This is a genomic window from Microbulbifer maximicatervae (SeqCode) (assembly GCF_052468095.1).
On the sequence record NZ_CP174332.1, the window covers coordinates 692,788 to 719,634 of the forward strand.

Sequence of the window (26,847 nt, forward strand, 5' to 3'; positions counted from 1 at the left end):
ATGAACGGTATGATTGCAATGGCTTATCTCTTCTCGGCAGTGATGTTTATCTTGAGTCTGGGAGGTTTATCCAGTCACGAAACTGCGCGCAGGGGAAATATTTACGGCATGGTGGGAATGGCAGTTGCCATTATCGCCACTATTGCTGGAGTGGCCGCCGGGGCTTACTGGATGGTCGCCATCGCCATGATCGTCGGCGCGGTGATTGGTTTGGCACTGGCCAAGCGTGTAGCTATGACTCAAATGCCACAAATGGTTGCTTTGCTACACAGCTTCGTCGGCTTGGCTGCGGTATTAATTGGTTGGGGCGGTTTCCTCGATCCAGTTGTGGAGTTACACGGAGCTGCTCATGTTGTCCACAGCACTGAGATATACCTGGGTGTATTTATTGGGGCAATTACCCTGACCGGTTCTTTGGTTGCTTTTTGTAAGTTGCAGGGATTGGTTTCCGGGAAACCATTAATGCTACCGGCCCGGCACTGGCTTAACTTGATTGCCATTTTGGTCTGTATTGTTCTGGGTGTGTTGTTTGTACCGGCAGATGTGCATGCGGGTACGGTTATTAACTTGCTGTTAATGACCTCAATTGCATTGCTGTTAGGTATTCACCTTGTGGCGGCTATTGGCGGCGCTGATATGCCGGTGGTTATATCCATGCTGAACAGCTACTCCGGTTGGGCCGCTGCCGCTACCGGATTTATGCTGGGCAATGACCTGTTAATTGTAGTGGGCGCCCTGGTGGGTTCTTCCGGTGCCATCCTGAGTTACATCATGTGCCGGGGAATGAACCGCTCTTTTATCAGCGTTATTCTCGGTGGATTTGGCTCTGATGGTGGTGAAGTGTCCGATGAGGAAGTCGATGGTGAAGTCATTGCCATTGATCAACAGGAGCTTGCGGATGAACTGGATACGGCGGACAGTATCATTATTGTTCCCGGATTCGGAATGGCGGTTGCCCATGCCCAGCAGGCGGTTAGTGACTTGACTGATCGTTTGAGAAAAGCGGGCAAAACAGTGCGCTTTGGTATTCACCCGGTAGCTGGACGTCTTCCCGGACATATGAATGTGCTCTTGGCCGAGGCTAATGTGCCCTACGATATCGTTCTGGAAATGGATGAGATTAATCCAGACTTTCCCGCTACAGATTTGGTTTTGGTGATCGGTGCTAACGACACGGTAAACCCGGATGCAGTGGAAAAACCGGGCTCGCCAATCGCAGGTATGCCGGTATTGGAAGTTTGGAAGGCCGGTAAGGTTGTTATCCTTAAGCGCTCTATGGCTTCCGGGTATGCGGGAGTTGCTAACCCACTGTTTTACAAAGAAAACTCACGCATGCTGTTCGGTGATGCAAAAGATAGTTTGCAGGGGGTTTTGGGTAAAGTCGGCAATTAATTACTAGCCAAATTGTAAAGGATAAAAAACCTATATTGCACTGAAAGGCTTGTAGGGGCACAAAATAGAAAGTGTCTCTCCAGGCTTTTCTGTGTTTAGGGCTGGTAATTTCTTTTTGATGAAAAATTTGGTTATCGAAGCCTCCGAGAAATAATGATAGGCTCCGGCTCTTTACGTATCTTTACGAGTTGAAGGGTTAATAAGGAGTTTGGGGATGGAAATCCGTCTACATAAGCTAGCTTTAACAGGGCTTGTTACTCTGGGGGCTTTGGGGTTGGCAGCCTGTGGTGGAGGCGGTGGTAGTTCCGACTCCGAGAATGGGGGTGTGTCAGGCTCGCCAACTGTCGTTGGCGGCACCTGGGAAGAAGATAACTTTCTGCCGTCTTCATCCTTTGCAAATCAGTGTGTTTCCCCTCGCAGTGGCACAGACCCAGCAACGGGTTCAGCTTACGCTGATGTAGCGGGCACCCGCGAGGATGAGAATAACTGGCTGCGCTCAATGAGTAATGAGCTCTACCTATGGTACGACGAGATTGAAGACCAGGACCCAGCGAGCTTCGATGATTCTTTAGCTTATTTCGATGAGCTAAAAACTTTCGCCTTAACCCCTTCCGGCCGAGAAAAAGATCGTTTTCATTATACGGTTCCGTCAGATGAGTGGTATTCACAAACGGAGTCTGGGGTTTACGTTGGCTATGGTATTCAGTGGGCTTTACTCTCCAGTACACCGCCACGTAAAGCGGTAGTCGCTTACCTGGACGAAGAAAACGGTGGTAATCTGCCGGATATTATCACCCGCGGTGCAGAAGTTATCAGTGTGGACGGCGTTGACCTGGCTTATGGTGATGATGTCGATACCTTAAATTACGGTATGTGGCCGGAAAACGATGGTGAGTCCCATGTATTTGAAATAAGACCTTTGGGTTCTTCAACGATTGAGACTGTCACTTTGGTCGCATCACCAGTGCAATCAGATCCTGTTCAATATGTTAAAACGGTGGACACAAATTCGGGCCGCAAAGTCGGATATATGTTATTCAATGATCATATTGCGACAGCCGAAGCGGAATTGATTGATGCTGTCAGCGAGCTTGAGTCTGAGTCTGTTGACGATTTAGTACTAGACCTTCGTTATAACGGTGGTGGTTACCTCGATATCGCTGCAGAGTTAGCTTATATGATCGCAGGTGATAATACTGCGGGGCAGGTATTTGAAATTGCCCAGTTTAACGACCAGCATCCGGAAACTAACCCAATTACCGGAGCGCCATTGGATGGGACTCCATTCTACTCGACCGGTCTGGGCTTTGTTGATGAGTCTTTATACGGGGAAGAATTGCCGACTTTAAATCTGTCGCGACTGTTTGTCTTAACCAGTGAAAATACCTGCTCAGCCAGTGAGGCAATTATCAATGGCTTGCGCGGAATTGATGTAGAAGTTATTCAGATCGGTGAGACTACTTGCGGTAAGCCTTACGGTTTTTATCCCCTGGATAACTGTGGCACCACTTATTTCACTATTCAGTTCTCCGGTGTGAATGCAAAAGGCTTTGGCGATTACTCCGATGGCTTTGTACCCAATGGTAATTATGGAACTGATGCAGATTTGCCCGGGTGTGTGATTGGGGATGACTTTGACAATCTCTTGGGTGATGCTGATGAAGCGCGATTTGCCACTGCGTTGAATTACATTGAGACTGGCGAATGTGGAGATATTGCGGTTAGCGCATTCTCCATTTCCGGTGAAAGCGAGGGTGCCCCCGCTTTCAATGCACGAGTGACCAAGGAAGTCTCTCGCAGTAACCGCATAATGGTGAAATAAAATGAAAAAGGCAGCTTTGGCTAAACTTTGTGGTTTTGCATTGATGTGTCTTGGCTGCTCCTCCCAGCAAAATATTGAAACTGCACAACCGGCACTGTTACTGGAAACGAGCCCGGAGATTCAGGACAAGCTGCAGGTGGCAGTTTCGCAAGCGCTGGGCGGGGTTAATGTGACCCTGGGCCCGAGGGTGTTTGTGGACGATACTATTTTGGTGATTGAGAATGATCCCAAAAAGATGGCTCTGATTGGCCGGGATATGGGGCGGCCGATCAAGTTTCAATTAGTCGGCAATGGTGAGAAATGCTGGTTGAGGCGATTGTCCAATGGAGAATCCTGGGAGTTGCCTGTGATGTGTAAGCCAGTTTCCACTGGTTGAGAAAAGAAAGGGGAGCATTAGCTCCCCTTTTTGTTTAACGCAGCAGGTTGGACTTGCGAATATCCGGTTTTTGCGCTGCACGGAAAATCAGGGCAATCTTGCCGATTTCCTGTATCAGCTCGGATGAGGATTTTTCGCAAAGCTCACCAACGATTTGGTGGCGTACTTCCCGGTCGGCGATCATCAGTTTGACCTTGATCAGCTCGTGGTCTTCGAGTGCACGGTTCAGTTCTTCCATCACCCCCTCGCTCAGCCCGTTGCCGGCTACGGTCACGACAGGTTTCAGGTTGTGACCTAGAGAGCGAAGAGCTTTTTTGCGGTCGGCGGTTAAAGGCATACAATACTCCATTACCACTTTGTGGAATTCGATGTGGGAGCGGCCACAGATCGCGATCGTCGCCAGCGTTTGTTCGGCGGACCCGATCGCGGCCAGTGGCCGCTCTTATAATTAAGCTGTAGTGATTGTAGGCATTGTACCCGATGGGCCGATCTAAGAGCAGCCACCGTTGGCTGCGTGAACATTTTAATGACCATTACGTCAAACAGTCCCAAAAAGAGGGCTATCGCTCCCGTGCCAGCTACAAGCTGCAGGAGCTACAAAATAAGGACCGCTTATTCAAGCCGGGAATGACTGTTGTCGACCTGGGTGCGGCTCCAGGGGGCTGGTCCCAGGTAGCGATGGAGTTGGTAGGGCACAAAGGTAAGGTTTTGGCGTCAGATATATTGCCGATGGACCCGCTGGCCGGTGTGGACTTTGTCCAGGGGGACTTTACCGAGGAGTCGGTGCTCAGTGAACTGTTACAGCGCATGGGCGATGAACTGGCAGACCTTGTGATTTCCGATATGGCCCCCAATATGAGTGGGATACGCGATGTTGATCAGCCCGCCTCCATGTATTTGGTGGAACTGGCGGTCGATATGGCCCGGCAGGTGCTTAAGCCCGGTGGTGCATTTGTTGCAAAGGTATTCCAGGGAGAGGGTTTCGACGAGTTGATCCGCGACTTGCGTGGGAGCTACAACAGTGTCGTAACTCGTAAACCTGGCGCCTCCCGCCCCCGTTCACGTGAAGTATACGTGGTGGCGCGAGGATTTAAGGGTTGAGAGCGACTGAGAACATCGGCGTATTTCTAGTCTGACTCCCCATATGGTATAAGCGATACCTGTATCGGGGGCGAAGGCTGTTGACCCCCCGCACCTATACTGGTTTTATCCGGTATTGATGTGGCCGGCGTTGCCGGAATGAACGGATTTTGATTGCGAAAGCGAGAGGGCTATCCCTTTGAATGATATGGCAAAGAACCTAGTACTGTGGTTGATCATCGCAGCGGTACTGCTGATGGTTTTTCAAAACTTTAAACCACAGTCACGGGATGAGGCTCTCAGTTACTCCGACTTTGTTCAGGATGTGCAGTCGGGCCAAGTTAAGAACGTGATCGTAGACGGTCTGGTAATCACCGGCGAAAAAGCCGATGGCAGCCGCTTCAAGACTATCCAGCCACAGATTATCGACGATGAACTCACCAATGAGCTGGTTCGCAGCAATGTGCAATTCGTTGGTCGCGAGCCTGAGTCACCGAGTATCTGGCAGCAGCTTCTGGTAGCCAGCTTCCCGATCCTGATTATTATCGCTGTATTTATGTTCTTTATGCGCCAAATGCAGGGCGGAGCCGGCGGTCGCTCAGGTCCTATGGCATTTGGTAAGAGCAAGGCGCGCCTGCTGGGCGAAGACCAGATCAAGACAACTTTTTCCGATGTTGCCGGAGTAGATGAAGCTAAGGAAGAGGTACAGGAGCTGGTCGAGTTCCTGCGCGATCCCACCAAGTTCCAGCGACTGGGTGGCAATATCCCCCGTGGCGTACTGATGTGTGGCCCTCCCGGTACCGGTAAGACCCTGCTTGCCAAAGCAATTGCCGGAGAAGCAAAAGTACCTTTCTTCTCCATCTCCGGTTCTGACTTTGTTGAGATGTTTGTTGGTGTGGGCGCTTCCCGGGTGCGGGATATGTTTGACCAAGCCAAGAAGCAGGCTCCCTGCATCATCTTTATCGACGAGATTGACGCTGTTGGCCGTCACCGTGGAGCCGGCGTTGGCGGCGGTCACGATGAGCGCGAGCAGACCCTGAACCAGTTGCTGGTTGAGATGGATGGTTTCGAAGGTAATGAGGGTGTGATCGTTATTGCAGCGACCAACCGCCCGGATGTACTGGACCACGCCCTGCTGCGCCCAGGTCGCTTTGACCGCCAGGTGTTTGTCGGGCTGCCAGATATTCGCGGCCGCGAACAGATTCTCAAAGTTCATATGCGCAAGGTGCCTATGGATGACAAGGTGAACCCACAGACGATTGCCCGTGGAACCCCTGGTTTCTCCGGTGCCGATCTGGCCAATTTGGTCAATGAAGCTGCGCTGTTTGCTGCGCGGGCCAATAGACGCACGGTAACCATGGAAGAGTTTGAGCGCGCCCGTGACAAGATCATGATGGGTGCCGAGCGCAAGTCCATGGTGATGAATGAAAAGGAAAAGGTGAATACCGCTTACCACGAGGCCGGTCACGCCATTATTGGTCGACTGGTACCCGAGCATGACCCGGTACACAAAGTAACTATTATTCCCCGTGGCCGCGCCCTGGGTGTCACCCAGTTCCTGCCTGAGGAAGACAAGTACAGCCTGTCCAAGCGCGCGATTGAATCGCAACTGTGCTCCCTGTTTGGCGGCCGTATTGCCGAGGAAATGACCCTGGGGATCGACGGTGTTACTACCGGCGCTTCCAACGACATCGAACGGGCCACTGACTTGGCGCGTAGTATGGTGACCAAGTGGGGCTTGTCCGAAAAGCTCGGCCCATTGCATTACGGCGAAGATGAAAGTGGCCAGCCCGGTCAGGGCAATCCGGTTTCCGGCAAGACTTCCAATGAAATTGATGTAGAAGTGCGCCGTATTATCGATGTCTGCTACGAGCGAGCACAAAAGCTGTTGGAAGATAACCGAGATATTCTTGAAGCGATGAAAGATGCGCTGATGGAATACGAAACCCTGGATGCGGAGCAGGTGGACGATCTTATGGCTCGCCGCAAAGTTCGCGCACCGAGGGATTGGGAAGACAATAACTTCGGCTCTGGTGGAAACAGCCCGACCCAGGATACTGAAACCACAGAGGCCTCAACTGAGGCGGATAAGAGCAATACCGTCGGCGGCCCATTAAACGGCCACTGATTCTCCGAAGCGACTAACTGGACAAAACCAAATGCCGGGTTGGGGATAGGGCAATAGCCTGTTCCAATCCGGCATTTTTTATTTCAGCCAATGAAAATTATCTGTGGTAACCACACCCTAGACCTCTCCCAACCGGTGGTTATGGGGGTTCTGAATACAACGCCGGACTCCTTTTCCGACGGTGGCAATTGCTATGCCTCCGGTAGCCTGGACTTGACCCTGGCTCTGCAGAGAGCAGAACAGATGCTCTCTGAGGGAGCGACAATCCTGGATATTGGCGGAGAATCGACACGCCCTGGCGCATCGCCGGTCACCGAACAGCAGGAGCTGGATCGGGTAGTGCCGGTGGTGGAGGCGATCAAAGCGAACTTTGACGCGATCATCTCTGTCGATACCAGTACCCCGGCAGTGATGCGTGAGTCAGCTGCGGTAGGGGCGGGACTGATCAATGATGTTCGTGCCCTGGAGCGCCCAGGAGCACTGGAAGCAGCCGCAGAGAGTGGTTTGGCAATCTGCCTGATGCATATGCAGGGTCAGCCCGGCACTATGCAGGATGATCCGTCTTACACTGATGTTGTAGAGGATGTCGCCAGGTATCTGCAGAAACGGGTCGATCTCTGTATCGAGCTGGGGGTGACACGGGACCGGCTCATTCTCGACCCGGGTTTTGGCTTTGGCAAAACCGATGAGCACAATTTGGCGTTGTTGCGTAATTTGTCGCAGCTGGCGCCGGCGGATATGCCCATACTGGCGGGCTTGTCGCGGAAATCGATGATTGGTCGCTTACTCGATCGAGATGTAGATGGCCGACTCCCCGGTAGCCTGGCCCTGGCCATGTTGGCTGCGCAAAAGGGCGCAAGAATTTTACGTGTCCACGATGTTGCGGAAACCTTGGATGTGTTGCGCATGCAGCAATTGGTTTGCAGCGAAATTTGATGAGTGATGTCTTACAGAGACCTTAAGCCGCAGGGTCCTGTTGTGGTTTTCCGACAGAACAGAAAAGCGGCGAAGTACACAATTGAGAAGCGTTATGGAAAGAAAGTATTTTGGCACTGATGGTATTCGTGGTCGCGTTGGCGAGGGAGCAATTACTCCCGATTTTATGCTGCGCCTGGGATATGCAGCGGGCAAGGTACTGGGAAGAATTTCCAAAGCTAAACACCACCGGCGCCCCCGCATCCTTATCGGTAAGGACACTCGGGTCTCCGGCTACATGTTTGAGGCAGCGCTGCAGGCGGGCCTGATTAATGCTGGCGTGGATGTCGCCCTGTTGGGGCCAATGCCGACTCCGGCGATCGCCTACCTGACCCGGACTTTCCATGCCGGTGCAGGCATTGTTATCAGCGCCTCCCATAATCCTTACCACGACAATGGCATTAAGTTTTTCAGCGCTGAAGGCTCCAAGTTACCGGATGAGGTTGAATTGGAGATTGAAGCCGCTCTCGAGCTGCCGATGGAAACTTCTGACGATCTCGGTCGCGCCTATCGAGTTGATGATGCAGCCGCGCGTTACATCGAGTTCTGCAAGGCTTCCACGCCCTGGGGTTTCTCCCTTGAGGGTTTGAAGATTGTTCTCGACTGCGCCAATGGAGCCACTTATCACGTAGCGCCGATGGTGTTTCGTGAGCAGGGAGCAGAAGTCAGCGTAATTGGAGCGGGCCCTGATGGACTCAATATCAATCTAGATTGCGGCTCCACTAAACCTCAGCAGTTGCAACGGGCCGTGGTTAAGCGCGGTGCGGACCTGGGTATAGCCTTTGATGGTGACGGGGACAGGGTGTTGTTCGTCGATGCCAATGGGGAATTGGTCGATGGCGATCAGCTGTTGTATATCATCGCTATGCACCAGCATAAATTCCTGGGCGGTTGTAGTGGTGTTGTCGGCACCTTGATGAGCAATTACGGTTTTGAGCTTGCATTGCGCGAAAACAAAATCCCGTTTGAGAGAGCCAAAGTGGGCGACCGCCATGTGCTTGAAAAAATGTCAGCTAATCAGTGGAAACTGGGAGGCGAGTCATCAGGCCACATTATCTGTGCCGATGCTTCTACCACCGGCGACGGTATCATTGCCGCACTGCAGGTACTGCGTGGCCTGTGTGAATTTGATGAGCCCTTGCATCAGCTTAAATCCCGTATGACAATGTTCCCCCAGCACATGATTAATGTGCAACTGGCTCATCGCGATGGTGTTCTCGATCACACAGACGTTAAGGCCATTGTTGTCGATGCAGAACGTCAGCTCGCAAACAGCGGACGTGTGCTGCTGCGGCCATCTGGCACAGAGCCTCTGATTCGGGTAATGGTTGAAGGTCGCGACAGCGCCCTGGTGGAACAGCTGGCCAAAGATATTTCCTCCGTGGTGGAGCGAATTGGAAATAACTGATCTGCTGCGATTTAACCCGTAGTAAATCGGTCCTCTTGGGGCGTAGAAGAAACTCGTATAATTTTGGTTGTATGTTGGCGTCAATGTCGCTAAGATTTGCGCCCCTTGAAGGAGCACACATGCGAACACCGCTACTAGCAGCAAACTGGAAAATGAACGGCAGCCGCGAGTTTGCCGAACGTTTTTTCACCGAACTCAACCTCGAAGGTGTGAAGTCCGGTGTTGTTGTTTGCCCATCTTTTCCATACCTCGGCTTGGTGGCTGATGCGGCGGAAAAGAGCGGAGGTTTCAGCTTGGGTGCCCAGGACCTTAGCCAGGAGCCCAAAGGGGCGTTTACTGGTGAGGTTTCCGCTAGCATGTTACTGGATTGGAATACCCGTTACGTTATTGTCGGGCATTCTGAGCGCCGTAGTCTCTACGGAGAAACCAGTGAGTTAGTGGCGAAAAAATTTGTTGCGGCCCAAGAGGCGGGATTGACTCCAATACTTTGCGTCGGGGAAACCCTTGAAGAACGCGAGCAGGAGCGCACTCTCGAAGTGGTTGCAGAACAACTTCAAGCGGTTGCCGATATCATTGATTCGGCTGGATGGAAGCAGTCCGTGATTGCCTATGAGCCGGTATGGGCCATTGGCACCGGAAAAACTGCTACCCCTGATGAAGCCCAAGCTGTACATGCGTTTATTCGCTCGCAGTTGGGAGATTTGGGTGCTGAAGTACAGATTTTATATGGCGGTAGTGTAAAATCCGCAAATGCCAGGGAGCTTTTTGCCCAGGCAGATATTGATGGCGCCCTGGTGGGTGGAGCCTCGCTGGATGCCGGCGAGTTTGCTGAGATTTGTCGCGCTGCTGTCTGAATTGACAGCACGCGGGTTGGCGAATACTGAATAACGGGTTGTTTAGACCCCGGTAGAGAGTTTCCAGAAAATGGAAAAATTGGTATTAGTTGTACACGTTTTGACCGCATTGGGCATTATTGGCCTGATTTTGTTGCAGCAAGGTAAAGGTGCCGAAGCCGGTGCATCCTTTGGTGCGGGCGCGTCCCAGACAGTTTTTGGCAGTCAAGGTAGCGGAAATTTCTTTTCCCGCTTGACAGCAATTTTTGCGACGGTATTCTTCGTCACCAGTTTCGGCCTGGCCATCCTGGCTAAGCAAGGTGCAGGCACCAATGTTGATGCGGACCTTCCGCAAATTCCAGCAGCGGTACAGCAAATTGGCCCAGCCGAAGAACTGCCGGCTATCGACAGCGATATCCCGCAGCTTGAAACAGATTTGGAAACTGGCGATATCCCGCAGATTCCTGCAGACAGCACCGGTTCAGAAGAGCCAGCTGCTAACCAGGAAAGTGAGGAACAGCAGTAAAAGATTTTTGCCCAGGTGGTGGAATTGGTAGACACGCTATCTTGAGGGGGTAGTGAGCTATGCTCGTGCGGGTTCAAGTCCCGCCCTGGGCACCACATCAAGATCCGAAGAAGTTCGGAATTATCCAAAAAGCCCGGTAAGTCCGGGCTTTTTGCTATCTGTAGGGTACGCAGCCCTCCGCTCTCGTTCGTTGTCAGCTGGTGCTACATTTGGTGCTACCTAGTTCAATTGAGAAACAGGTAGCACCACCATGGCTCTGACAGATACTCAAATCAAGCCTGCCAAACCAAGCGGCAAGAAGCAGTGGTTTGCGGATATCTGGTAGCTCTGTATGCGGCTCTTCCGCTTAGTGCTCAATACGCAAAGTAATGTAATCAATATAACTTGGGCCCTGAGATCAGCTTTAGATCTCAATTTTGGCCAAGTAGAGAGCTAGTCATTTCAGCAAGAAATGATATGGACTACTAGCTATTTGACTTAGTCAGGGAATAATTATGCCTACCCTACGCAGTTGCTTGTCTATAAGTTTTGGTATATTCGTCCTAATTTATGTCCTGCACTGGCTTCTTGCCTTTCCATGGCTGTGGGTGATTGGCTATCTTGTAGTTGGTGCCATATTCGTCGGTTTCTCAACGTGGCTTTGCTCTGGTATGTATAGCGAAGACGAATGAAAATTTATACAAGCGCGCATATGGATAGCGGCATAGTGTCGTCTTCGCGGTCTATTCGGTTTGAGTTTCTGTACTTTACCGACCACCAAGGGTTCTAGAGTGTGTGATTCTGGGTGCCCTCTGGGATTTTTTGTAAATCACTTCACCTAAAGCGAGTTTCCTGCTCAGCATTGAGTAAACCGATACTTTGTCGATTGGAGTAGGTGAGGCCACGCTTAAATTTCAGCATTACGCTCAGTCGTTGAGACTCCTCAGTAGGGGGAGAGAATTTGAAGTGGTGCTACATGTGGTGCTTTTTTTACTGCGCTTCCTTATGCGCCCCGTAACCGCCGCTCTAGAGGTTATTTTTCGAAACTGAGAGAAAGCCTCAGTTCATTCAAAGAGTTCAAAGGAGGCTTCGACTCCCTTTTTATGTCTGGTACTTCGCTCGCATATAATTTATACACACTTATGTACCTTTTGAAGCGCCCGGATAGCCCCCGCCTTCCACTTAATTCTCACTTCATAAAAGTCCAGTATCTTACCAATCTGTTGAATGCCAGTAGCCAATCCAAAATATTCAGAGTTGTATATAAGCTGTGTGGATAATAAAGAGCCAAGACTATAGAGAACCTGTTGGGGCAAGGAACCTGGGGGCTAGTGCATTTAGTGGTCAAAAACTTCTTGTTGGAATTGGGCGGTATTAACGACTACTGGACATGTCCAGTCAGACAGCTGACGGTGGCTCCTGAGGCGTCCACGGTGGACACAATGGCACGGCCAGCACTTATCGTGCTTTAACAAGTTAATAGTTTTATGATGAGCTAAGAAGGCCTCTACAGCTTCCGATACATGTTTAGCCCGTGGGGAATATTCCCTTACTGTTCTTTTCGCTTCTCCAAGACTCTCCCAGTTAAGACAATACCGGGCAATTGTCTTTAATAGCTCTCTGTGGGCTCCATAACCTGGAATACAGTAAGGATCTTCCTCCTGATATTGCTTTCTCTTTAGGGTGGTAGGTCACCAGATTTCGACTCTGAAGGGTATCAGCTGATCATAAGGAAAAGAGTGGATAGTTGGAGTCAATATCTGCTACTTCTTCTCCACCAGTAGATCAAGTGGTGGCAGAAAATTGATTGAAGAGTATTGATGCTAGATTCAGTAATCAAGAAAAGTGGTTGGAGTGAGTGAAATCAACTTAACCAGTTTGAGATAACCCAGGAGCTAGCTTGTAATCGAGGTGGTGTACTTTAAGTAAAATAAAAGAGTGCTTAAGCTGTAATTCGATCGAGAATAAGCTTTAGGCTAGCTGAATTGATATTTTATTACTTTGTTTGTTTTAGCTTTTTAATATCATAAGGTTCTTAAATATGTTGTCGATGTTTGCGATGCGATAGATGTTTCCTTTGCTTTGTTAATTATTGCTTTTTAATCTCGGGGCAATATTCAAATAAAAGCTAAGTTTGTCTTTAAGTGGTTTTCTGTCGTTTGGTTGGGGTGTTGTGATCTGTCATTTTGTGGCGAGAAAAGATAAATGGAGATTTAAATAATCGGTTAATTTAATTTTTGATTTATATTTTTTGAAATTTTTGTAAGGCATACTGAGTGTGAATGCAGACTGAATATATAGGTTTTTTTGCTGCAACTGCTGAATCATTTATAATTTTAATTTTTTGTTTGGATCTTCTTGCTAGTTAATATTTGGATATTTATACTGACTGCTCGATTATTTTTTTAAGGATGAAAAATGAAGTTTTTGAAGTCTGTGTTGCCGGTGTTTGCCTTGTTGTTAGCGAGTCAGTCTTTTGCAGAAATGACTTTTATTAGCGGCGTTAAGCACAATGTTACTGAGTACTCTTATACTTCGGATACTCGGCGAATTGCTGAGATTGATATCTTGAGTGATGGTGCGCAAGAAATCAGTTTCGATATTACTGCGATTGTATCTGGTTTGGGACGGTTGAGGCCAGATGTCGTTTGTCGTTATTCCCATAGGGGAGAGCGTTGCTACACTAGAAATCATTCTAGAATTTTTGACTATGTGTATGACGTTTCGATCACGGCAAGTTGTGTTGCCAAAGATGGTACTCAAACTGCAATAGGGGTTGATAGGGACGATAAAAATATTTATACGAATGTGCCCATTTCAGATTTTCGCAATGAAGTAGTCTTAACGATAGATAATGGTTCAATTGCCGCGGATATGTGCGACACCTTGACGGTTGATATTCAGGGTGATTTAGAGGCTATTGAAGATGTAAATTTAAAAGTTTTCACCTACGAAATTTTCTAGTTAATAGTATGAAAGTGTCGGTAATAATTGCCGGCACTTTCACAGTCGAACTCCAATCTAGTATATCCATACAATCAAAAGTAGTGGATCACCGAACACCTAATAGAAATGATGTCAGCTCTGTAGCAGAGTCAGAAGCAGTTAATAAAGACTTTTCTTTTATCTGAAGTCGGTAAGGGTTGAACGGCTTAGTAGTGGCGATTCAGTGCCGATAGCTACCGGCCGGTTAAAAGTGATGAACTTAGTATTGAGCTGGATACCGATTCGTTAAATTTCCTTCACAATAGAATCTGTCGCTAGTTTTGAGCCCCATCAAGGGGCTTTTTTGTATCTGTTGATTAACAATTGAGGTCAATAGCTGATGCAGGCTAAAGGGTGGGGGAATTGTCTGTACAGGAATATTCTCATATAGAGAGGTGAATGAGATTAATACCCTTATCTTGTGTGTGGTCTATGCGATAACTGAGCACTTTTCTTTGTGTGAGGTAGTAGGCGCTACCCTGATTTCCGGTGCGGAAAGTGAGAAAGATGCCCAGACTTGAGCCAGATCATTTTTCCCTAGTCAGAGTGGCATAAGGTAATGGAATTAGTGTCCCGGCAGTGACGCTGAGAGATTGAGCACTCAAAAATGAGGCAGAGGCGCTCGCACTGCTCTGAGTGTAACTGTTCCCTCTAGCTCTTGAAAAAAGCATGGCTATAACGGAGTAAGAGGGCGGAGACTGGATCAGGGAGGATCGTGGTGAATTTGGTTGAAGATTCCTGGCTGCCAATTATCCGGCGATGCGGCATGCAGGAAAGAATTGCTCCTTGGCAAATTGTCGAGGTGGATAATCCTGTCGTAGATATCTGTACGGTACGACCGGATTTTCGCGGGGCGCTGTTCCAGTTTTTAATTGGCCTGTTGCAAACAGCTTTTGCACCTGAAAGTGTCGATGATTGGGGAGTCTACTGGAAAAAGGCGCCTACTGAGGAAACACTGAAATCACGGCTGCAAAACTACGCTCCCAATTTTGAATTGTTTCAAGAGTCCGGGCCTGCATTTATGCAGGACTTGGAATTGAGTGTGGGGGAATCAAAGTCGATTGCTGCCCTACTGATTGAGGCGCCGGGCAGTAAAACCTGTAGAGATAATCAGGATCTATTTATTAAGGGCGGTAGGGTGCAGGGTGTATGTCCCAGCTGTGCCGCTAGTGCCTTGTTTACCTTGCAAATTAACGCCCCCTCCGGAGGAGTGGGGCATAGAACGAGTTTGCGTGGTGGTGGCCCTTTGACCACATTGATAATTCCAGAGGCAGAAGATGCCAACCTTTGGCAGAAATTGTGGCTCAATATCTTGCCACAAAAGGAGTTTGGGGCGAGGTCTGAAAGCTCTGATAGTTGTATCTTCCCCTGGCTCGCTCCCTCCCGCCTCTCTGACAAACAAGGTTCCTCTACGTCTCCCAATGATACCCATCCTCTGCAAATGTACTGGGGTATGCCGCGCAGGATACGTTTCCAAATCCCGAGAGAAGGCAAGGGTTACTGCGACCTTTGTGGAGAGCAGACGAATCAATTAATCCGGGAATATACCACTAAGAATTATGGCATTAATTACGAGGGTCCCTGGATTCATCCCCTGACGCCCTATCGACGTGATCCCAAGAAAAAAGCCCCACCCTTGAGTTTGAAAGGTCAACAGAGTGGTCTCGGTTATCGGCATTGGTTGGGGCTTATGTGGAATGACCATTCAAATGGCGATGAAGCGAGCCGGGCGGTGCGCTTGTTCCATGAGGAATATGCGGAAGTTCTCGAAGAACTGGATTCGAATGTCGATGTGCGTCTGTGGGGATTTGGCTATGACATGGACAATATGAAAGCGCGTTGCTGGTATGAACAGGAAATGCCAGTACTGCCTATTTCCCCCGAGTACCGGTCGCTATTTATTCAGCTGGCAGGGCAGCTTTTAACGGCTGCAAAAGGTACTTTGAAAGAGCTGCGCTTTAGGATCAAGGCTGCCTGGTTTAATAACCCTAATGAGGCTAAAGGGGATTTTTCATTTGTCGATCAGGCGTTTTGGCAGGCGACGGAAAGCCAGTTTTATCACTCGCTCAAGCAATTATCCCTCGAATCCAAGAAATCCCAATTTACACCTGCACCAGTGGCTATTGCCTGGGCACACACATTGAAAAAAACGGCCTTTGCGCAGTTTGACCATTGGTCAATGGAGGGCTCGGCGGAAGACTTGAAATTGCAGCGAGTGACTCGGGCGCGACGTTTTTTAAGGAATAAGCTCGCCAGCTTGGCAAGTTTAAAGACTCTGGATAATACAGCCAAAGTTGAGCAACAACAGGAGGAATTGTGATGGCCGGATATCAATATCTTAGCGATACAGATGTGAGCCGACTGCGCGAATGGCACCGCTGGCTCAATGACAAAGCTGGCCGAGCCGACCGAGCGCGTTTGCGCCGTGCGGTAGAGCCCATGGATGTAATGCCTACTCCCGCCTTTATCCGTTTTTTAAAGGATATGCCCGAGCGCTGGCAGAAAGATGAGCAAATTCGTATCGAAGATGCGGCTCTGGTAGCCACCGTAATTGCACACGTAAAAAATGATAACACCAGCAAAACAATTGATGTTGACAGCAGCGAGGCTATGGATATCAGTTTTGCCCGGTCCCTGGCTATGCCCCGGGAGAGAGGTGGGCGCCCCCCTTTAAGTGAGCTGCGTTTTTTTCAGTTGCAAAAAAGTCGCGATACGGCTGAGTTTTATCGCCGCATAGTACGGGCCCTGGCCCTGCTGGATGGCAGAGCCAATATAGCTTCTCTTGCCAATGATTTGCTGCACTGGCAAAGAGAGATGCGCACGATTCCGGCACGGCATCCACAGGAACGCCTGGCTGTGCGTTGGGCAACTGATTACTACGCCGTATTACCAGATTGAGAAAAATTCAAAAGTTTCCAAATTAAAGGGGTCTTAGGGGCCTAAAGAATTTTTAAATGCTATTCCCATAACAACACTAAGCACAGAGCAAAGCCTGACCGATTGACAGTGACTGTTGATCAGATACCTGAGAAATGAATCGAAGTAATGTGATGGCCTGACGGTCGCAACAAGGAGAGATTTATGAGCCGCTTTATTCAATTGCATGTATTGACCGCCTATCCCCCTGCGAACCTGAACCGGGATGACTTGGGGCGGCCAAAAACAGCGAAGATGGGAGGTTGTGATCGCCTGCGAATTTCCTCCCAGAGCCTTAAGCGTCACTGGCGAACGTCGGAGTTGTTCCAACAGGTATTGGCAACGGAGCAGGGGGATAGCCTCATTGGCACCAGAACCAAGCGTCAGGGGGTACTGGCCTATGAGACTTTATTGGAACTGGGCGTCTCTGAGAAAAAGGCCAAATTGTGGGCGCAGAAAATTGCCGAGCAATTCGGTAAGTTAAAAAAGCCGGAAAAAGATAACCCTCTGGCCGATTTGGAAATCGAGCAGTTGGTTCACCTCAGTAGTGCCGAGCAAAACGGGATCAATGCACTACTGAAAACCTTGGCAGAAGAGGGGCGGGAGCCGGAGAAGACAGAGTTGGATTTATTGCGCAAGGAAAACATGGCAGTGGATATCGCCTTGTTTGGCCGTATGCTCGCTTCCAAGCCCACCTATAACGTTGAAGCGGCGTGCCAGGTGGCCCATGCACTCTCGGCTCACTCTGTAGTGATTGAAGATGATTATTTTACTGCGGTAGACGACCTGAATGATCGCAGCGAGGATGCCGGTGCTGCTCACTTGGGGGAGGCGGGTTTTGCTGCGGGATTATTTTATTCTTATATCTGCATTAACAAAGAGCTGCTCATTGAAAACCTGGGCGGGAATAAACCCCTGGCCGATCGAGCTGTAGCTGCGCTGACTGAGACAATCCTTAAAGTTTCTCCCAGCGGTAAACAAAACAGCTATGCCAGCCGTGCCTATGCCTCATATGTCGTGGCCGAAGCCGGTGACCAGCAACCGCGCTCTCTCTCTGCGGCCTACCTGAAGCCGGTTGATCGCTATAGCGAGGATTACGCCCATGACGCTATTGATGCACTGCAAAAGCAATTGCAGAGTTTCGATAAGGTGTACGGGGATTGTGCCGATAGCCGCTATGTTCTCAATGCCGTAACTGGCGAAGGTAATATCGAGGAACTTTTGGCCTTTGTCAGCGAATAGGTGGCGCTATGGAATACCTAGTATTTCGTCTTTACGGTGCCATGGCTTCCTGGGGGGAAGTGGCTGTAGGGGAATCCCGCCACAGCGCACACTACCCGAGTAAATCCGCTATCGCGGGACTATTTGGTGCGGCACTGGGGATACCTCGGGAGCGAGAGGACTTACACCAGAGCCTGGCCCGGCAATATCGCCAGGCGGTAAAGGTGCTGAATGTCGGTACTTTGCTAAAGGATTTCCACACGGTGCAGGTCCCAGATTCCACTGGCAAGCGCCGCTACCATACGCGCCGGGATGAGCTGGTTGTAGGGAAAGCGCGTCTGGGAACCCTGTTATCCCGCAGGGAGTATCTGGTGGATGCGCAGGCGATAGTGGCCCTGAGATCCTGTGAAGAGGCTAACTGGTCTCTGGCGGAGCTGTGTGAAGCCCTGGCCCGGCCAAAGTATCACCTCTATCTGGGGCGAAAAGCATTTCCCCTTTCAGCCCCCACTGCCGCACGGGTGATCGGTGCGGACAATTTCCGCAGCGCCCTGGATCATTATGAATCCCCGGAGTTGCTGGATTACCAACCGGAATGGGCCCGGCAGGAGCGCTGGTTGCCTACAGAAGAGAGTTGTCGTTACTACTGGGAGGGTAGCTTGGATGATTTCTCTGCGGAAGATGGAGTGTTTTCAGCAGGATCTGTACAGCGGCTTAGCCGTCTCGATCAGCCCCTATCTCGCAAGCGCTGGCAGTTCCAGCCGCGTATTGAAAATCTCTGGCAGTCATAAGGGAGCGGTTATGTATTTATCCAGAGTTCAACTATCTCCCTCGCTGGCGGTGCAGAAGCAGCTGGCACGGTTGCTCAGCGAAAACAGCTACGGTATCCATCAAATCTTGTGGGATCTTTTTGATGGTGATGAGCGTTTTTTATTTCGTGAGGAATCCTCGCGGGAACAGCTGCTTAGCAAACGCAATCTACCGGTGTATTACCTGCTGTCTAAAGTCCGGCCTGCGCAGGACAATCCGATATTTTTGGTAGAGACTAAAATCTTCGAGCCCCGCTTAAACCCCGGCGATCGGCTGGCCTTCCGCCTGCGGGCGAACCCTACAGTTGCTCGTAAAACTGAAGGGCAAAAGCGCGGCAAGCGGCACGATGTGCTGATGGATGCCCAATACCATTGGTTGCGGGAGCAGTGCGAATTGCATGGTTTACCTGTTGAAGGTGGCAAAGGGCAGCTCAAGCAGAGCTTGGTGCAGGAAAAGCCGGAGCAGTTTGATCAGGGGCAGATTGAAACCCGGTTACAGGATGTCAGCCAAACTGCTGCCCGCAGCTGGTTAATTCACCGGGGGACGCGCCTCGGATTTGATATTTACCCACCAAAGCTTCACTGCAATGGCTATCGCTGGAATTTGTTACATAAAAAGCAGCGCGGTGCTGGTTTCAGTTCTGTGGATTACCGGGGAGAGCTTTTGGTTACTGAACCCGAATTATTTATAAAAAATATTTTTGCGGGGATGGGGCCGGCCAAAGCATTTGGTTGTGGATTGATGTTAATCCGCCGAATCTGATTGGGATAAATAGAGTTGTTATACAACTGGAAGTGTTTGAGAGCGAGGGCTGGGATTCAAAAGTATCGGCAACGATACTGAGACTTTAGAGGATAGCAAATAGGCATATTTAGAGAGTTACCCGCATCAGCGGAGATAAATCGACCGGTGAGATGATAGTTAAACCAGCTTCATACTGTTCCCCGTATATACGGGGCTAAACCGGAGGGTATCCTGTTATACACTCCTTTCCGAATAGGTTCTCCGCATAAAGCGGAGTTGCACCGGTAATTGCGCAATAAGGCGATCTTAACTGAGGCTGTTCCCCGCCCAGGCGGGGTTAAACCGTGGAAAATCGTCAAAGCTGCACGGTAATTATTCGGGCTATTCCCCGCTGCTGCGGGGGTAAACCGAGTGTGGGGTTGGATTGTGCCGACACCTGAGTTTGTTCCCCCGCTGGGCGGGGCTGGACCGTAGCCGATAGCGCACGGACATTAGTTCTGAAAATGTTTCCCCGAAAGCTCGGGGATGTAATGAGGGTGTGCTATGATCGCGCTCCTTTTGCGCGACTGTTCCCTGTTTGTACAGGGGTAAACCGGATAAGGCATGGCCTTTGTGCTCTGCGCAAGGTGTTCCCTGAATACTCGGGGATAAACCGACGATGGAGAAGTTGTCGGAGTGCATCCTAGTTGTTCCCCGCTCTCGCGGGGCTGCACAGCGACTTTTCCCTTCTTCTTTTTCCTGTAGATTTCGCAATCGAAAGCCCCGCAGTGTATTACCGGGGGCTTCTGAATTTTGGCTGAAATTATTGGATGATTACGCCGGTATTACTCTCGCCGCCGATCTGGAAGTTAAAAGCGCGGCCATTAGAACCCGTCTGAGTAATTTCCTTGGTGTGATTGTTACCAATTTGCAGGCTAAAGGCTGAGTTGGAGTCACCGCTCTGGGTGATGGTGATGTTATTACTATCGCCAAATTGTCGGGAGCTTATTGAAAGAGACTCACCAGCCTGTTCGAACGTTGCCCGGTTATCGAAACCCAATTGACGGGTGAATATATCTACCTCTGTTCCAGCCTGCTCGATATTGGCAACATTCTGCAAACCGGTTTGTTCATTGGTCGCGCTGATCAGTAAGCCGCCTTGATTAATAACAACCACATTATCAATCAGGAACTGTTCGCTGTTCATGGAGTTGAATTCGGCACCCAGCTGGGAACCCGTAATCTGGTTGGTGGTACCGGTCTGGCGTATATCGATACTGCTACTCAATGCGGATTGTTCTAAAGCCGCGTTGTTGCCCCCACCATTTTGGCGCAACTCAAGGGTATTAAAGGCACCGGTTTGGGTAATCGAGGTGATATTGGCATCGCCGAGCCTTTGGATAATCAGAAGGTCATTGGACAGACTGTCTACTTGGGTTGCAAAGGCGAAGTGGCGATTGTTTGTTTGCCGTAAGGTCATACTGCTGCTGACACTGGCAAATTGTGCGAGCCCGCCATAGATATCGCTGCCATCCTGCAGTATGTCCAAGGTGCCATCGATTGTGGCAACCAGGCTGGCGGTGGCGAAGTCGTCCCGATCAAACTGAAAGATTAAAACGGAACTGCCTATATTGCCTGCGGTTTCCTCTACCACAGCACTTTGCCTTTCGCCGTCCTGGAATACAAAAATGCTGCCGTTAGCACTGGCTTCCTGGCGACCAATAAAAAAGTGACTGTCTCCATCCTGGATATTGGTAATGGTATTACCGCTGCCAAAGCGCTGTTCGATAGTGGAAGCATTGGAGGTACCGAGTTGCAGAATAGATACCTGGCTGTCGAGAGAGAGTTCTTGGGTGATCTCGGAAGTATTTTGCGATCCGATTTGTGTATTGGTTGCGCTTAGAGAAGCACCACCGGATTGAGATATCGTGGTCTCATTTTGACTGCCAATCTGGGAACTCTGAATACTACTGTTAATAACACCGCCACTTTGAGTGGCAGTAGCGGTATTAGTATCACCTATTTGGCGTTTGATAATAGTATTGCCGAAACCCGCTTCAGTTTGATCGGAATTTGCTGAGTTACCTGAACCGATTTGTTCCAAGTCAGTAGAGTTGGTGCCCAGCGCATTGCCGCTAAAGGCAACCAGTGCGAGTGTCGCAATACTGGCGCATAACTTCATGAGTAACTCCTTTACTACAAAACTTCCAAGGAGCCCATTCGGGGCTGCTAATGAATATCGTCCACTCGCACTTCACAAGTGGACATCAAAAACTACGAGCCGAATACATCAGTATGGGATCTTAGCTACTTCTAGCCGTCTATCTAAGCGCCAAATTATCCCTATGGGATAAACGGATGCCAGGTAGCTTTTACTTTCAGTATCTATTTCCCGCCGAATAGAAAAATTATTGCTGGCATCGAAGGGGTAGGATATGAGAAATAAGTATTGAAAATGTAGGAAGAAAGTCCCAGGGATGTGACTGGGAAATGGCGGCGATAACTGCCTCTCATTCTCTCGGGAATTATCGTGGGGACTTTCGACACTCGCGGTCCACGCGTTTTAATAAAGTGGGGATACGGTGGTTTCCATGCATCTTTTTCACCAAATTTTTGGCTTCCGGCAAAGGGAGACCGAGGCTGCTGATATACAGCGGTTTTACACTTTTTCCCCGCAGCAGCTCCGCCTCAACAGGGGTGTCCTTAAACGGTTTCTTGGCGACACCGATGATGGGAACTTCCTGCTGGAGAGCGGAGTAGAGATGGGCACCCAGACCCGGTTTTTGTTCCCCTCCGAGAAATACATAACCATCGATAACAATCAGTTCTGCTTCTATCTTGTGCTCCTCGATTAGGGTGAGGATACAGGGGAGTTCTCTCTTGTAGAAAGCACCGGGCTCATAGGCCAGGGTACTCTCTATTTTACTGAGATAGAGTTGCTCGGGCTCAGGAGCTGACCAATTCTCAAAGCCGACCCCGGCTACCATTGCTCCGGGGTCCCGGTAATCTACATCTACCGCCAAAATCATATTGGGAGCCTTTTTACCATTGAGTCTCAGGATACTTCCAGTTTTGCCTGCTTTAACAGCTGCTTATGAGTCGCTTTGTAGTGCTTGCCCAGTGTTTTGGATTTATCAAGGATTTCATTGAACAAGACATTGGCCTTTTCCACCTGGGATTGATCTTTCAAGAATAAGGCAAAGTAAAAAGTCGCCTCTGGTCCGCTGTAGTATTGGTACAGCGTTTCATACTCGTGGTAAGCCTCTTTTACTTGCTTCAATGCCGCTAGCGTACGAGCGTAAAGTAAGTGAGCATCCTGATTTTTAAAATCGGGGTTCTTTTCGATTAATTGGTCCAGTGTTTCCTTGGTCGGTTCAAACAGATTGAGAGCAAACTGACAGCGTGCCAACCCAAACATCAGCTCAGGGTCATCCTGATGAACCCCCTGGAGGCACTTTTCATAGAGAGTTTTTGCCTCGTGATAAAGGCCGCGTTTCACGCATTCATCGGCCATGCGCATAGAGTTTTCCACATTATTGGAACGGGACAACTCTTGTGCAGCCTGATGGATATCCCGATTGGGGTTTAGTGTTTCCCGCACCGTCCTGCGCGCATTTTTGGCACTGCGTGACTGGTTTAATTCCGGCAGGATTTCCAGGACCAGGTAAGCAATAACTCCGGCCATGGGCAGCATCACCAGAACCCAAATCCAAGTGGTATTGCGCCCGGTTTTGAGCACGTGAATTACAAAAGCTGCCTGAATAAGGATGGATAGAATAAGAAACGGCATAGGGATTACTCTTCTTATTTTCGCTACTAACTTTTCGTGGGCAAGGTTAACCGAGTTCGCTTAGAACACAAGAGGTGTGGATCACGGAGTTGTGCACCGGGGTACCACTCTGTATTGAGTGCACAGTTGACGCAATATACTACTGGGCCATTGGAATAAGCGGTCTAAGATTTCTGGGGATAAAAATGACCAGTGCCTTAGACACTTGGAGCTATGGCACATAGGGAGGTGGACCCATGGCTCAATTGTCGCGACGGGAATTTTGTTTTGCCACTGGCGCATTGGGGGCGGCCTTACTAACAGGGATGTCGACTTCCAAAGCTGCCCAGGCACAGAAGGGTCGCCGTCAGGCTCTACCTATTCCCCCAGAGCTGCGTGCAGATGGGCAAGGCCGGATTAAATTGGCAGCGCGCCCGGGCAAGCAGTCTTTCCTACCGGGAGTGACTACGCGTACTTATGGGTTCAATGGTCCGTTTTTAGGTCCGGTGATACGGGTGCGCAAGGGCGAGAAAGTAACCGTCAGCGTGGTCAATCATCTGCCGCAAAATGTAACTGCGCATTGGCATGGACTGATCGTACCCGGCAATGCCGATGGTGGCCCCTATATGCCATTGAAGCCTGGAGAAACCTGGACCGTAGATTGGAACATAATCCAGCCCGCCGCCACTCTGTGGTTTCATCCCCACCTCTACCCGACAACCGCCGAGTTGGTACTCAAAGGCTTGGCGGGATTGATTATTATCGATGATGAAGAAGGCGATGCACTGCCGATACCTTCGCGGTGGGGTGTGGATGACATTCCGTTAGTGATTCAGGATCGCCGCTTTACCGATGATGGTCAGTTCTTCCATCGCTTTAACGAAGTGACGGTTGCGGCGGGCTATTGTGGGGATCGACTTCTGGTTAATGGCGTTATTAATCCGGTGGTCAGGCCACCTAAAGGCTGGGTGCGCTTTCGTATTTTGGATGGCTCCAACGGGCGCAACTATCGGCTTGCCACCAGTGACAAGCGTCCACTCTACGTGATAGCCAGCGACGGCGGTTTTCTCTCGGAACCAGTGAAAGTGGATGTACTGCCTATTGCTGCGGGAGAGCGCTACGAAGTAATGATCGATACCCGCGATGGCAAGCCTTTCGACTTCCAAACACTGCCAGTGCCCCAGCCAATAATGCGCCTGCCGCCATTTGATCAGGCTCACAGTTTTCTCAGTGTGGTGCCTGGAACATCTGAGGGGAAAGGACAGTTGCCGGAGAGCCTGGTATCCCTGCCGACAATTCCCCAAAACCTGCCACCAATCAGTCAGAAGCTGGTGATGCAAATGAACCGACAGAAGCAGGCGCAAGCAGTGATTGGTGCAACGGGGCTGCCGCAGATGGTTGCCGGAGGTACGACCAACCCCGATGTGGTGGCCAAGGTATTGAAGCTAATTACTGAGGGGCCGGCATTGCCGTTAAAAGAGCAATTAACTGCGAATGCGATTAATGGGGTTTCCTTTGCATTTACCGAGCCCGGGTTTAAGGTTGCGAGGAATAAGGACCTGCGCTGGGAGATCTCTGAAGGACAGGACAGAATGCTACACCCGGTACATATCCATGGCTGCCAGTTTCGGGTCACGAAATACAATAATGCAGAACCGCCACTCTATATGCGTGGCTGGAAAGATACGATGCCCATATCCGATGGCGGCAAAGCGGAAATATTTGTTCGTTTCCCGCTGCCGGCGATGCCGGATATGCCCTATATGGTGCACTGCCATGTTTTGGAGCACGAGGACTCGGGAATGATGACAGAGTTTAGTGTCTCCTGACTTTATTCGCTGCTATTCTGTCAGCGTCGCTTCTGTTTCCTGTCTTCCTTATGCTGTAACTTGGTAGCTTTCCTGATCAGGTTTTGGAAGTTGGGGCACTCCAGCTGATTGACCTCGGGACAGTTGGCCACATGGCGTAGCCCATCGCGCATAGCTTCGAGTCGGCGGATATTCTTTTCCAGATCGTCGGCCCTGGCGAGGAGCTGCTCCCTGTCGATAGCGGGGTTGCCATTAGAGGAAAACATCTCGCCAATTTCATCCAGGGAAAAACCGGCGTAGCGGCCAAGGGAGATAAGGGACAACTGTTCTATCACTGTGGCTTTAAAAATTCGGGTAATTCCCCGACGACCACATGACTTTATCAGGCCTTTTTCCTCATAATACCGAAGTGTGGAAGAGGGGAGTCCCGACAGTTTGGAGACTTCGCGTATATCCAGTTCTTCCCTGTTATTCATCGCTCATTGACCTCAAGCTCACTTGAAGTTGTATGCTAGTTTCACGCGTCATTACTGGCAAGTCAAAGTTCAGCTTATGCACACCGCGAAAAGTTATTCCGAAGACCCAATTTCCCAAGAGGCTGCTCAGGTTTCCAAAAGAGGAGTCTTGGTCACCTTGTGTTTGGCGACCTTGCTCGCAGCCTTGGGAGTCAGCGCAATTAATATGGCGCTGCCTGTACTAATCGAAAGCTTAGGAGCTTCCTTCAGTAATACTCAGTGGATTACCGTGGCCTACATGATGTGTATGACTGCGACCCTGCCTATTGCCGGCAGTCTCAGCGACAAGCAGGGTCGCAGGAAATTGTTCCTAAGTGGCGGATTGATATTCACCTTATCGACATTACTTTGCGCGCTGTCTTTTAATGTTTGGACCCTGGTTTGTTTCCGCGCAATACAAGGGGTCGGTGCCGCGATGTTCGTGGCTGTGTCTATGGCTATTGCCAGCGACGTTTTCGATAAAAGTGAAACGGGAAAGATAATTGGATTACTGGGCAGTCTGTCTGCGGTTGGGACTGGTATGGGCCCTATCGTGGGCGGCTTGATTGTCGAAAATCTGAATTGGCAGGCCATCTTTTGGCTGGTGGTGCCGGTGGGATTGGGGGTGTTTTTCCTGGCATATCGAACCCTGCCGGAAAACATAGTCGGCGAAGTTGTTGATGGCAGAAGTCGATTCAAACGCTACCTGGCCGCAGCATTCCTGTTCTTTAGCATTGTTTTTTATACCCTGGCGATTAAACCATTGGGAGAGGGATATTCAGCGGTTAATGGAATTGCTATCGCTCTATCGGTGATATTTGGTGTGGGGTTGTTTTATGTCAGGCAGAAAGTACAACCCCTGCGTGAAGGATTTACGGAATCTTCTGGAAAGCAGACATTCTTGGCGAATGTGGCTGGAAACTTTTTGGTGGCTTCATCGGTAATGAGCAGCCTGATTGTAGGGCCTTTTTATTTGACTCTGGCACTGGATCTGGACCTTTTTATCGCAGGGCTGGTGATGACAACCGGTTCATTTATGGTGGCTACTTGTTCAAATCTAGCCGGTCGAGCCGTGGATCGATTCAATAGTAGAGGTATCGTATTACTGGGTCTGGTAATTTTACTTTGTGGAGCCATGGGAATGGGGCTGCTCAGGGTAGAGCAGGGCTTGGTAGGCTATCTGATTTTTTCCGTCACTATGGCAATGGGTTACGGAACCTACCTGTCGACAGTTAATACCATGACCATGAATAGCGCCCGGGCCGAAGTTCGTGGGCGTATTTCCGGGTTTCTCAGCCTTTCACGAGGATTGGGTTTATTGACTGGAGCTTCAGTGATGAGTGTGATTTTTGTAGGGCTTGTACCCAGCCAGCCCCTGCAAGACATGAACCCGTCGCAGATAGCGGATGGTCTCAATGCCGTTTATCGCCTGGCATCAGTGTTCTTGTTAACCGCATTAACAATACAGGTGGTGTCTATTCTTGCCAGCAAGCTTGCTTCCAGAGCGCAAAATTAACGATTACCTCCAGAGCTATAAAGTAAACCCATTAGCGAGTGCTTCGTTTTAGTGAGTACTCGCGGGTATTAATAGCTGCTGGAGCTATT

The 26,847-nt window shown here is 49.9% G+C and carries 22 protein-coding genes and 1 tRNA gene; 18 read left to right on the forward strand and 5 right to left on the reverse strand.

Going from position 1 to position 26,847, the window contains the following annotated elements; genetic code table 11:
- The 3 genes from pntB (at position 1) to ACJJIL_RS02975 (ending at position 3,590) form a co-directional block, all read left to right on the forward strand.
- Complete coding sequence (pntB, locus tag ACJJIL_RS02965; protein ID WP_445361174.1) at positions 1–1,392, forward strand: Re/Si-specific NAD(P)(+) transhydrogenase subunit beta; 1,392 nt, start codon at positions 1–3, stop codon at positions 1,390–1,392.
- 214 nt (positions 1,393–1,606) lie between these two features.
- Entirely contained in the window at positions 1,607–3,214 is a 1,608-nt protein-coding gene (locus tag ACJJIL_RS02970; protein ID WP_445361175.1) for a S41 family peptidase, read from the forward strand.
- A gap of 1 nt (position 3,215) precedes the next feature.
- Positions 3,216–3,590, forward strand: coding sequence for a hypothetical protein (locus ACJJIL_RS02975; RefSeq protein ID WP_413663231.1), 375 nt, complete (start codon positions 3,216–3,218; stop codon positions 3,588–3,590).
- A 34-nt stretch (positions 3,591–3,624) separates the two neighbouring features.
- On the opposite strand, the gene yhbY is transcribed toward ACJJIL_RS02975, so the two are convergent.
- Entirely contained in the window at positions 3,625–3,927 is a 303-nt protein-coding gene (gene yhbY, locus ACJJIL_RS02980) for a ribosome assembly RNA-binding protein YhbY (protein ID WP_413663230.1), read from the reverse strand.
- A 143-nt stretch (positions 3,928–4,070) separates the two neighbouring features.
- On the opposite strand from yhbY, the gene rlmE reads away from it, so the two are divergent.
- The 13 genes from rlmE (at position 4,071) to cas6e (ending at position 19,210) form a co-directional block, all read left to right on the forward strand.
- Complete coding sequence (rlmE, locus tag ACJJIL_RS02985) at positions 4,071–4,691, forward strand: 23S rRNA (uridine(2552)-2'-O)-methyltransferase RlmE (RefSeq protein ID WP_108734402.1); 621 nt, start codon at positions 4,071–4,073, stop codon at positions 4,689–4,691.
- A gap of 187 nt (positions 4,692–4,878) precedes the next feature.
- Positions 4,879–6,798 (forward strand): ATP-dependent zinc metalloprotease FtsH, encoded by a 1,920-nt coding sequence (gene ftsH, locus ACJJIL_RS02990; RefSeq protein ID WP_444896163.1) that lies wholly within the window; start codon positions 4,879–4,881, stop codon positions 6,796–6,798.
- A gap of 90 nt (positions 6,799–6,888) precedes the next feature.
- The gene (gene folP / locus ACJJIL_RS02995; protein WP_445361176.1) at positions 6,889–7,734 is read left to right on the forward strand and encodes a dihydropteroate synthase; all 846 of its coding nucleotides are present in this window, start codon (positions 6,889–6,891) and stop codon (positions 7,732–7,734) included.
- A gap of 94 nt (positions 7,735–7,828) precedes the next feature.
- Positions 7,829–9,181, forward strand: a complete 1,353-nt coding sequence (gene glmM / locus ACJJIL_RS03000) for a phosphoglucosamine mutase (protein WP_445361177.1) — start codon at positions 7,829–7,831, stop codon at positions 9,179–9,181.
- Positions 9,182–9,300: 119 nt separating this feature from the next.
- Positions 9,301–10,035, forward strand: coding sequence for a triose-phosphate isomerase (gene tpiA / locus ACJJIL_RS03005; protein ID WP_445361178.1), 735 nt, complete (start codon positions 9,301–9,303; stop codon positions 10,033–10,035).
- 70 nt (positions 10,036–10,105) lie between these two features.
- The gene (gene secG / locus ACJJIL_RS03010) at positions 10,106–10,540 is read left to right on the forward strand and encodes a preprotein translocase subunit SecG (RefSeq protein WP_413663227.1); all 435 of its coding nucleotides are present in this window, start codon (positions 10,106–10,108) and stop codon (positions 10,538–10,540) included.
- Between the two features lie 9 nt (positions 10,541–10,549).
- Positions 10,550–10,635, forward strand: a tRNA-Leu gene (locus tag ACJJIL_RS03015).
- 2,302 nt (positions 10,636–12,937) lie between these two features.
- Positions 12,938–13,483: a hypothetical protein gene (locus ACJJIL_RS03020; RefSeq protein ID WP_445361179.1), complete on the forward strand. Its 546-nt coding sequence runs from the start codon at positions 12,938–12,940 to the stop codon at positions 13,481–13,483.
- 739 nt (positions 13,484–14,222) lie between these two features.
- Positions 14,223–15,824 carry a type I-E CRISPR-associated protein Cse1/CasA gene (casA, locus tag ACJJIL_RS03025; RefSeq protein ID WP_445361180.1) on the forward strand — a complete coding sequence of 534 codons (1,602 nt, stop codon included), beginning with the start codon at positions 14,223–14,225 and terminating at the stop codon, positions 15,822–15,824.
- Positions 15,824–16,402, forward strand: coding sequence for a type I-E CRISPR-associated protein Cse2/CasB (gene casB / locus ACJJIL_RS03030; protein WP_444934097.1), 579 nt, complete (start codon positions 15,824–15,826; stop codon positions 16,400–16,402). Before casA ends, casB begins: the two co-directional genes overlap by 1 nt.
- A gap of 183 nt (positions 16,403–16,585) precedes the next feature.
- On the forward strand, positions 16,586–17,662 hold the full coding sequence (gene cas7e / locus ACJJIL_RS03035; RefSeq protein ID WP_444915608.1) for a type I-E CRISPR-associated protein Cas7/Cse4/CasC: 1,077 nt from the start codon (positions 16,586–16,588) through the stop codon (positions 17,660–17,662).
- Between the two features lie 8 nt (positions 17,663–17,670).
- Entirely contained in the window at positions 17,671–18,429 is a 759-nt protein-coding gene (gene cas5e, locus ACJJIL_RS03040) for a type I-E CRISPR-associated protein Cas5/CasD (RefSeq protein WP_444925826.1), read from the forward strand.
- Positions 18,430–18,439: 10 nt separating this feature from the next.
- Entirely contained in the window at positions 18,440–19,210 is a 771-nt protein-coding gene (gene cas6e, locus ACJJIL_RS03045) for a type I-E CRISPR-associated protein Cas6/Cse3/CasE (RefSeq protein ID WP_413663212.1), read from the forward strand.
- A gap of 784 nt (positions 19,211–19,994) precedes the next feature.
- On the opposite strand, the gene ACJJIL_RS03050 is transcribed toward cas6e, so the two are convergent.
- The 3 genes from ACJJIL_RS03050 to ACJJIL_RS03060 form a co-directional block, all read right to left on the reverse strand.
- The gene (locus ACJJIL_RS03050; RefSeq protein WP_444915610.1) at positions 19,995–21,353 is read right to left on the reverse strand and encodes a hypothetical protein; all 1,359 of its coding nucleotides are present in this window, start codon (positions 21,351–21,353) and stop codon (positions 19,995–19,997) included.
- 343 nt (positions 21,354–21,696) lie between these two features.
- Entirely contained in the window at positions 21,697–22,200 is a 504-nt protein-coding gene (locus ACJJIL_RS03055) for an endonuclease V (RefSeq protein WP_444915611.1), read from the reverse strand.
- 26 nt (positions 22,201–22,226) lie between these two features.
- The gene (locus ACJJIL_RS03060) at positions 22,227–22,961 is read right to left on the reverse strand and encodes a tetratricopeptide repeat protein (protein WP_444915612.1); all 735 of its coding nucleotides are present in this window, start codon (positions 22,959–22,961) and stop codon (positions 22,227–22,229) included.
- 236 nt (positions 22,962–23,197) lie between these two features.
- On the opposite strand from ACJJIL_RS03060, the gene cueO reads away from it, so the two are divergent.
- Entirely contained in the window at positions 23,198–24,769 is a 1,572-nt protein-coding gene (cueO, locus tag ACJJIL_RS03065; protein ID WP_444915613.1) for a multicopper oxidase CueO, read from the forward strand.
- A gap of 20 nt (positions 24,770–24,789) precedes the next feature.
- Here cueO and ACJJIL_RS03070 read toward each other — a convergent pair whose 3' ends face one another.
- A complete protein-coding gene (locus ACJJIL_RS03070) occupies positions 24,790–25,224 on the reverse strand; it encodes a helix-turn-helix domain-containing protein (RefSeq protein WP_282931385.1) in 435 nt (144 codons plus the stop codon).
- 28 nt (positions 25,225–25,252) lie between these two features.
- Between ACJJIL_RS03070 and ACJJIL_RS03075 the strand changes: the two genes are divergently transcribed.
- The gene (locus ACJJIL_RS03075; RefSeq protein WP_507021886.1) at positions 25,253–26,758 is read left to right on the forward strand and encodes an MFS transporter; all 1,506 of its coding nucleotides are present in this window, start codon (positions 25,253–25,255) and stop codon (positions 26,756–26,758) included.
- Positions 26,759–26,847: the final 89 nt, after the last annotated feature.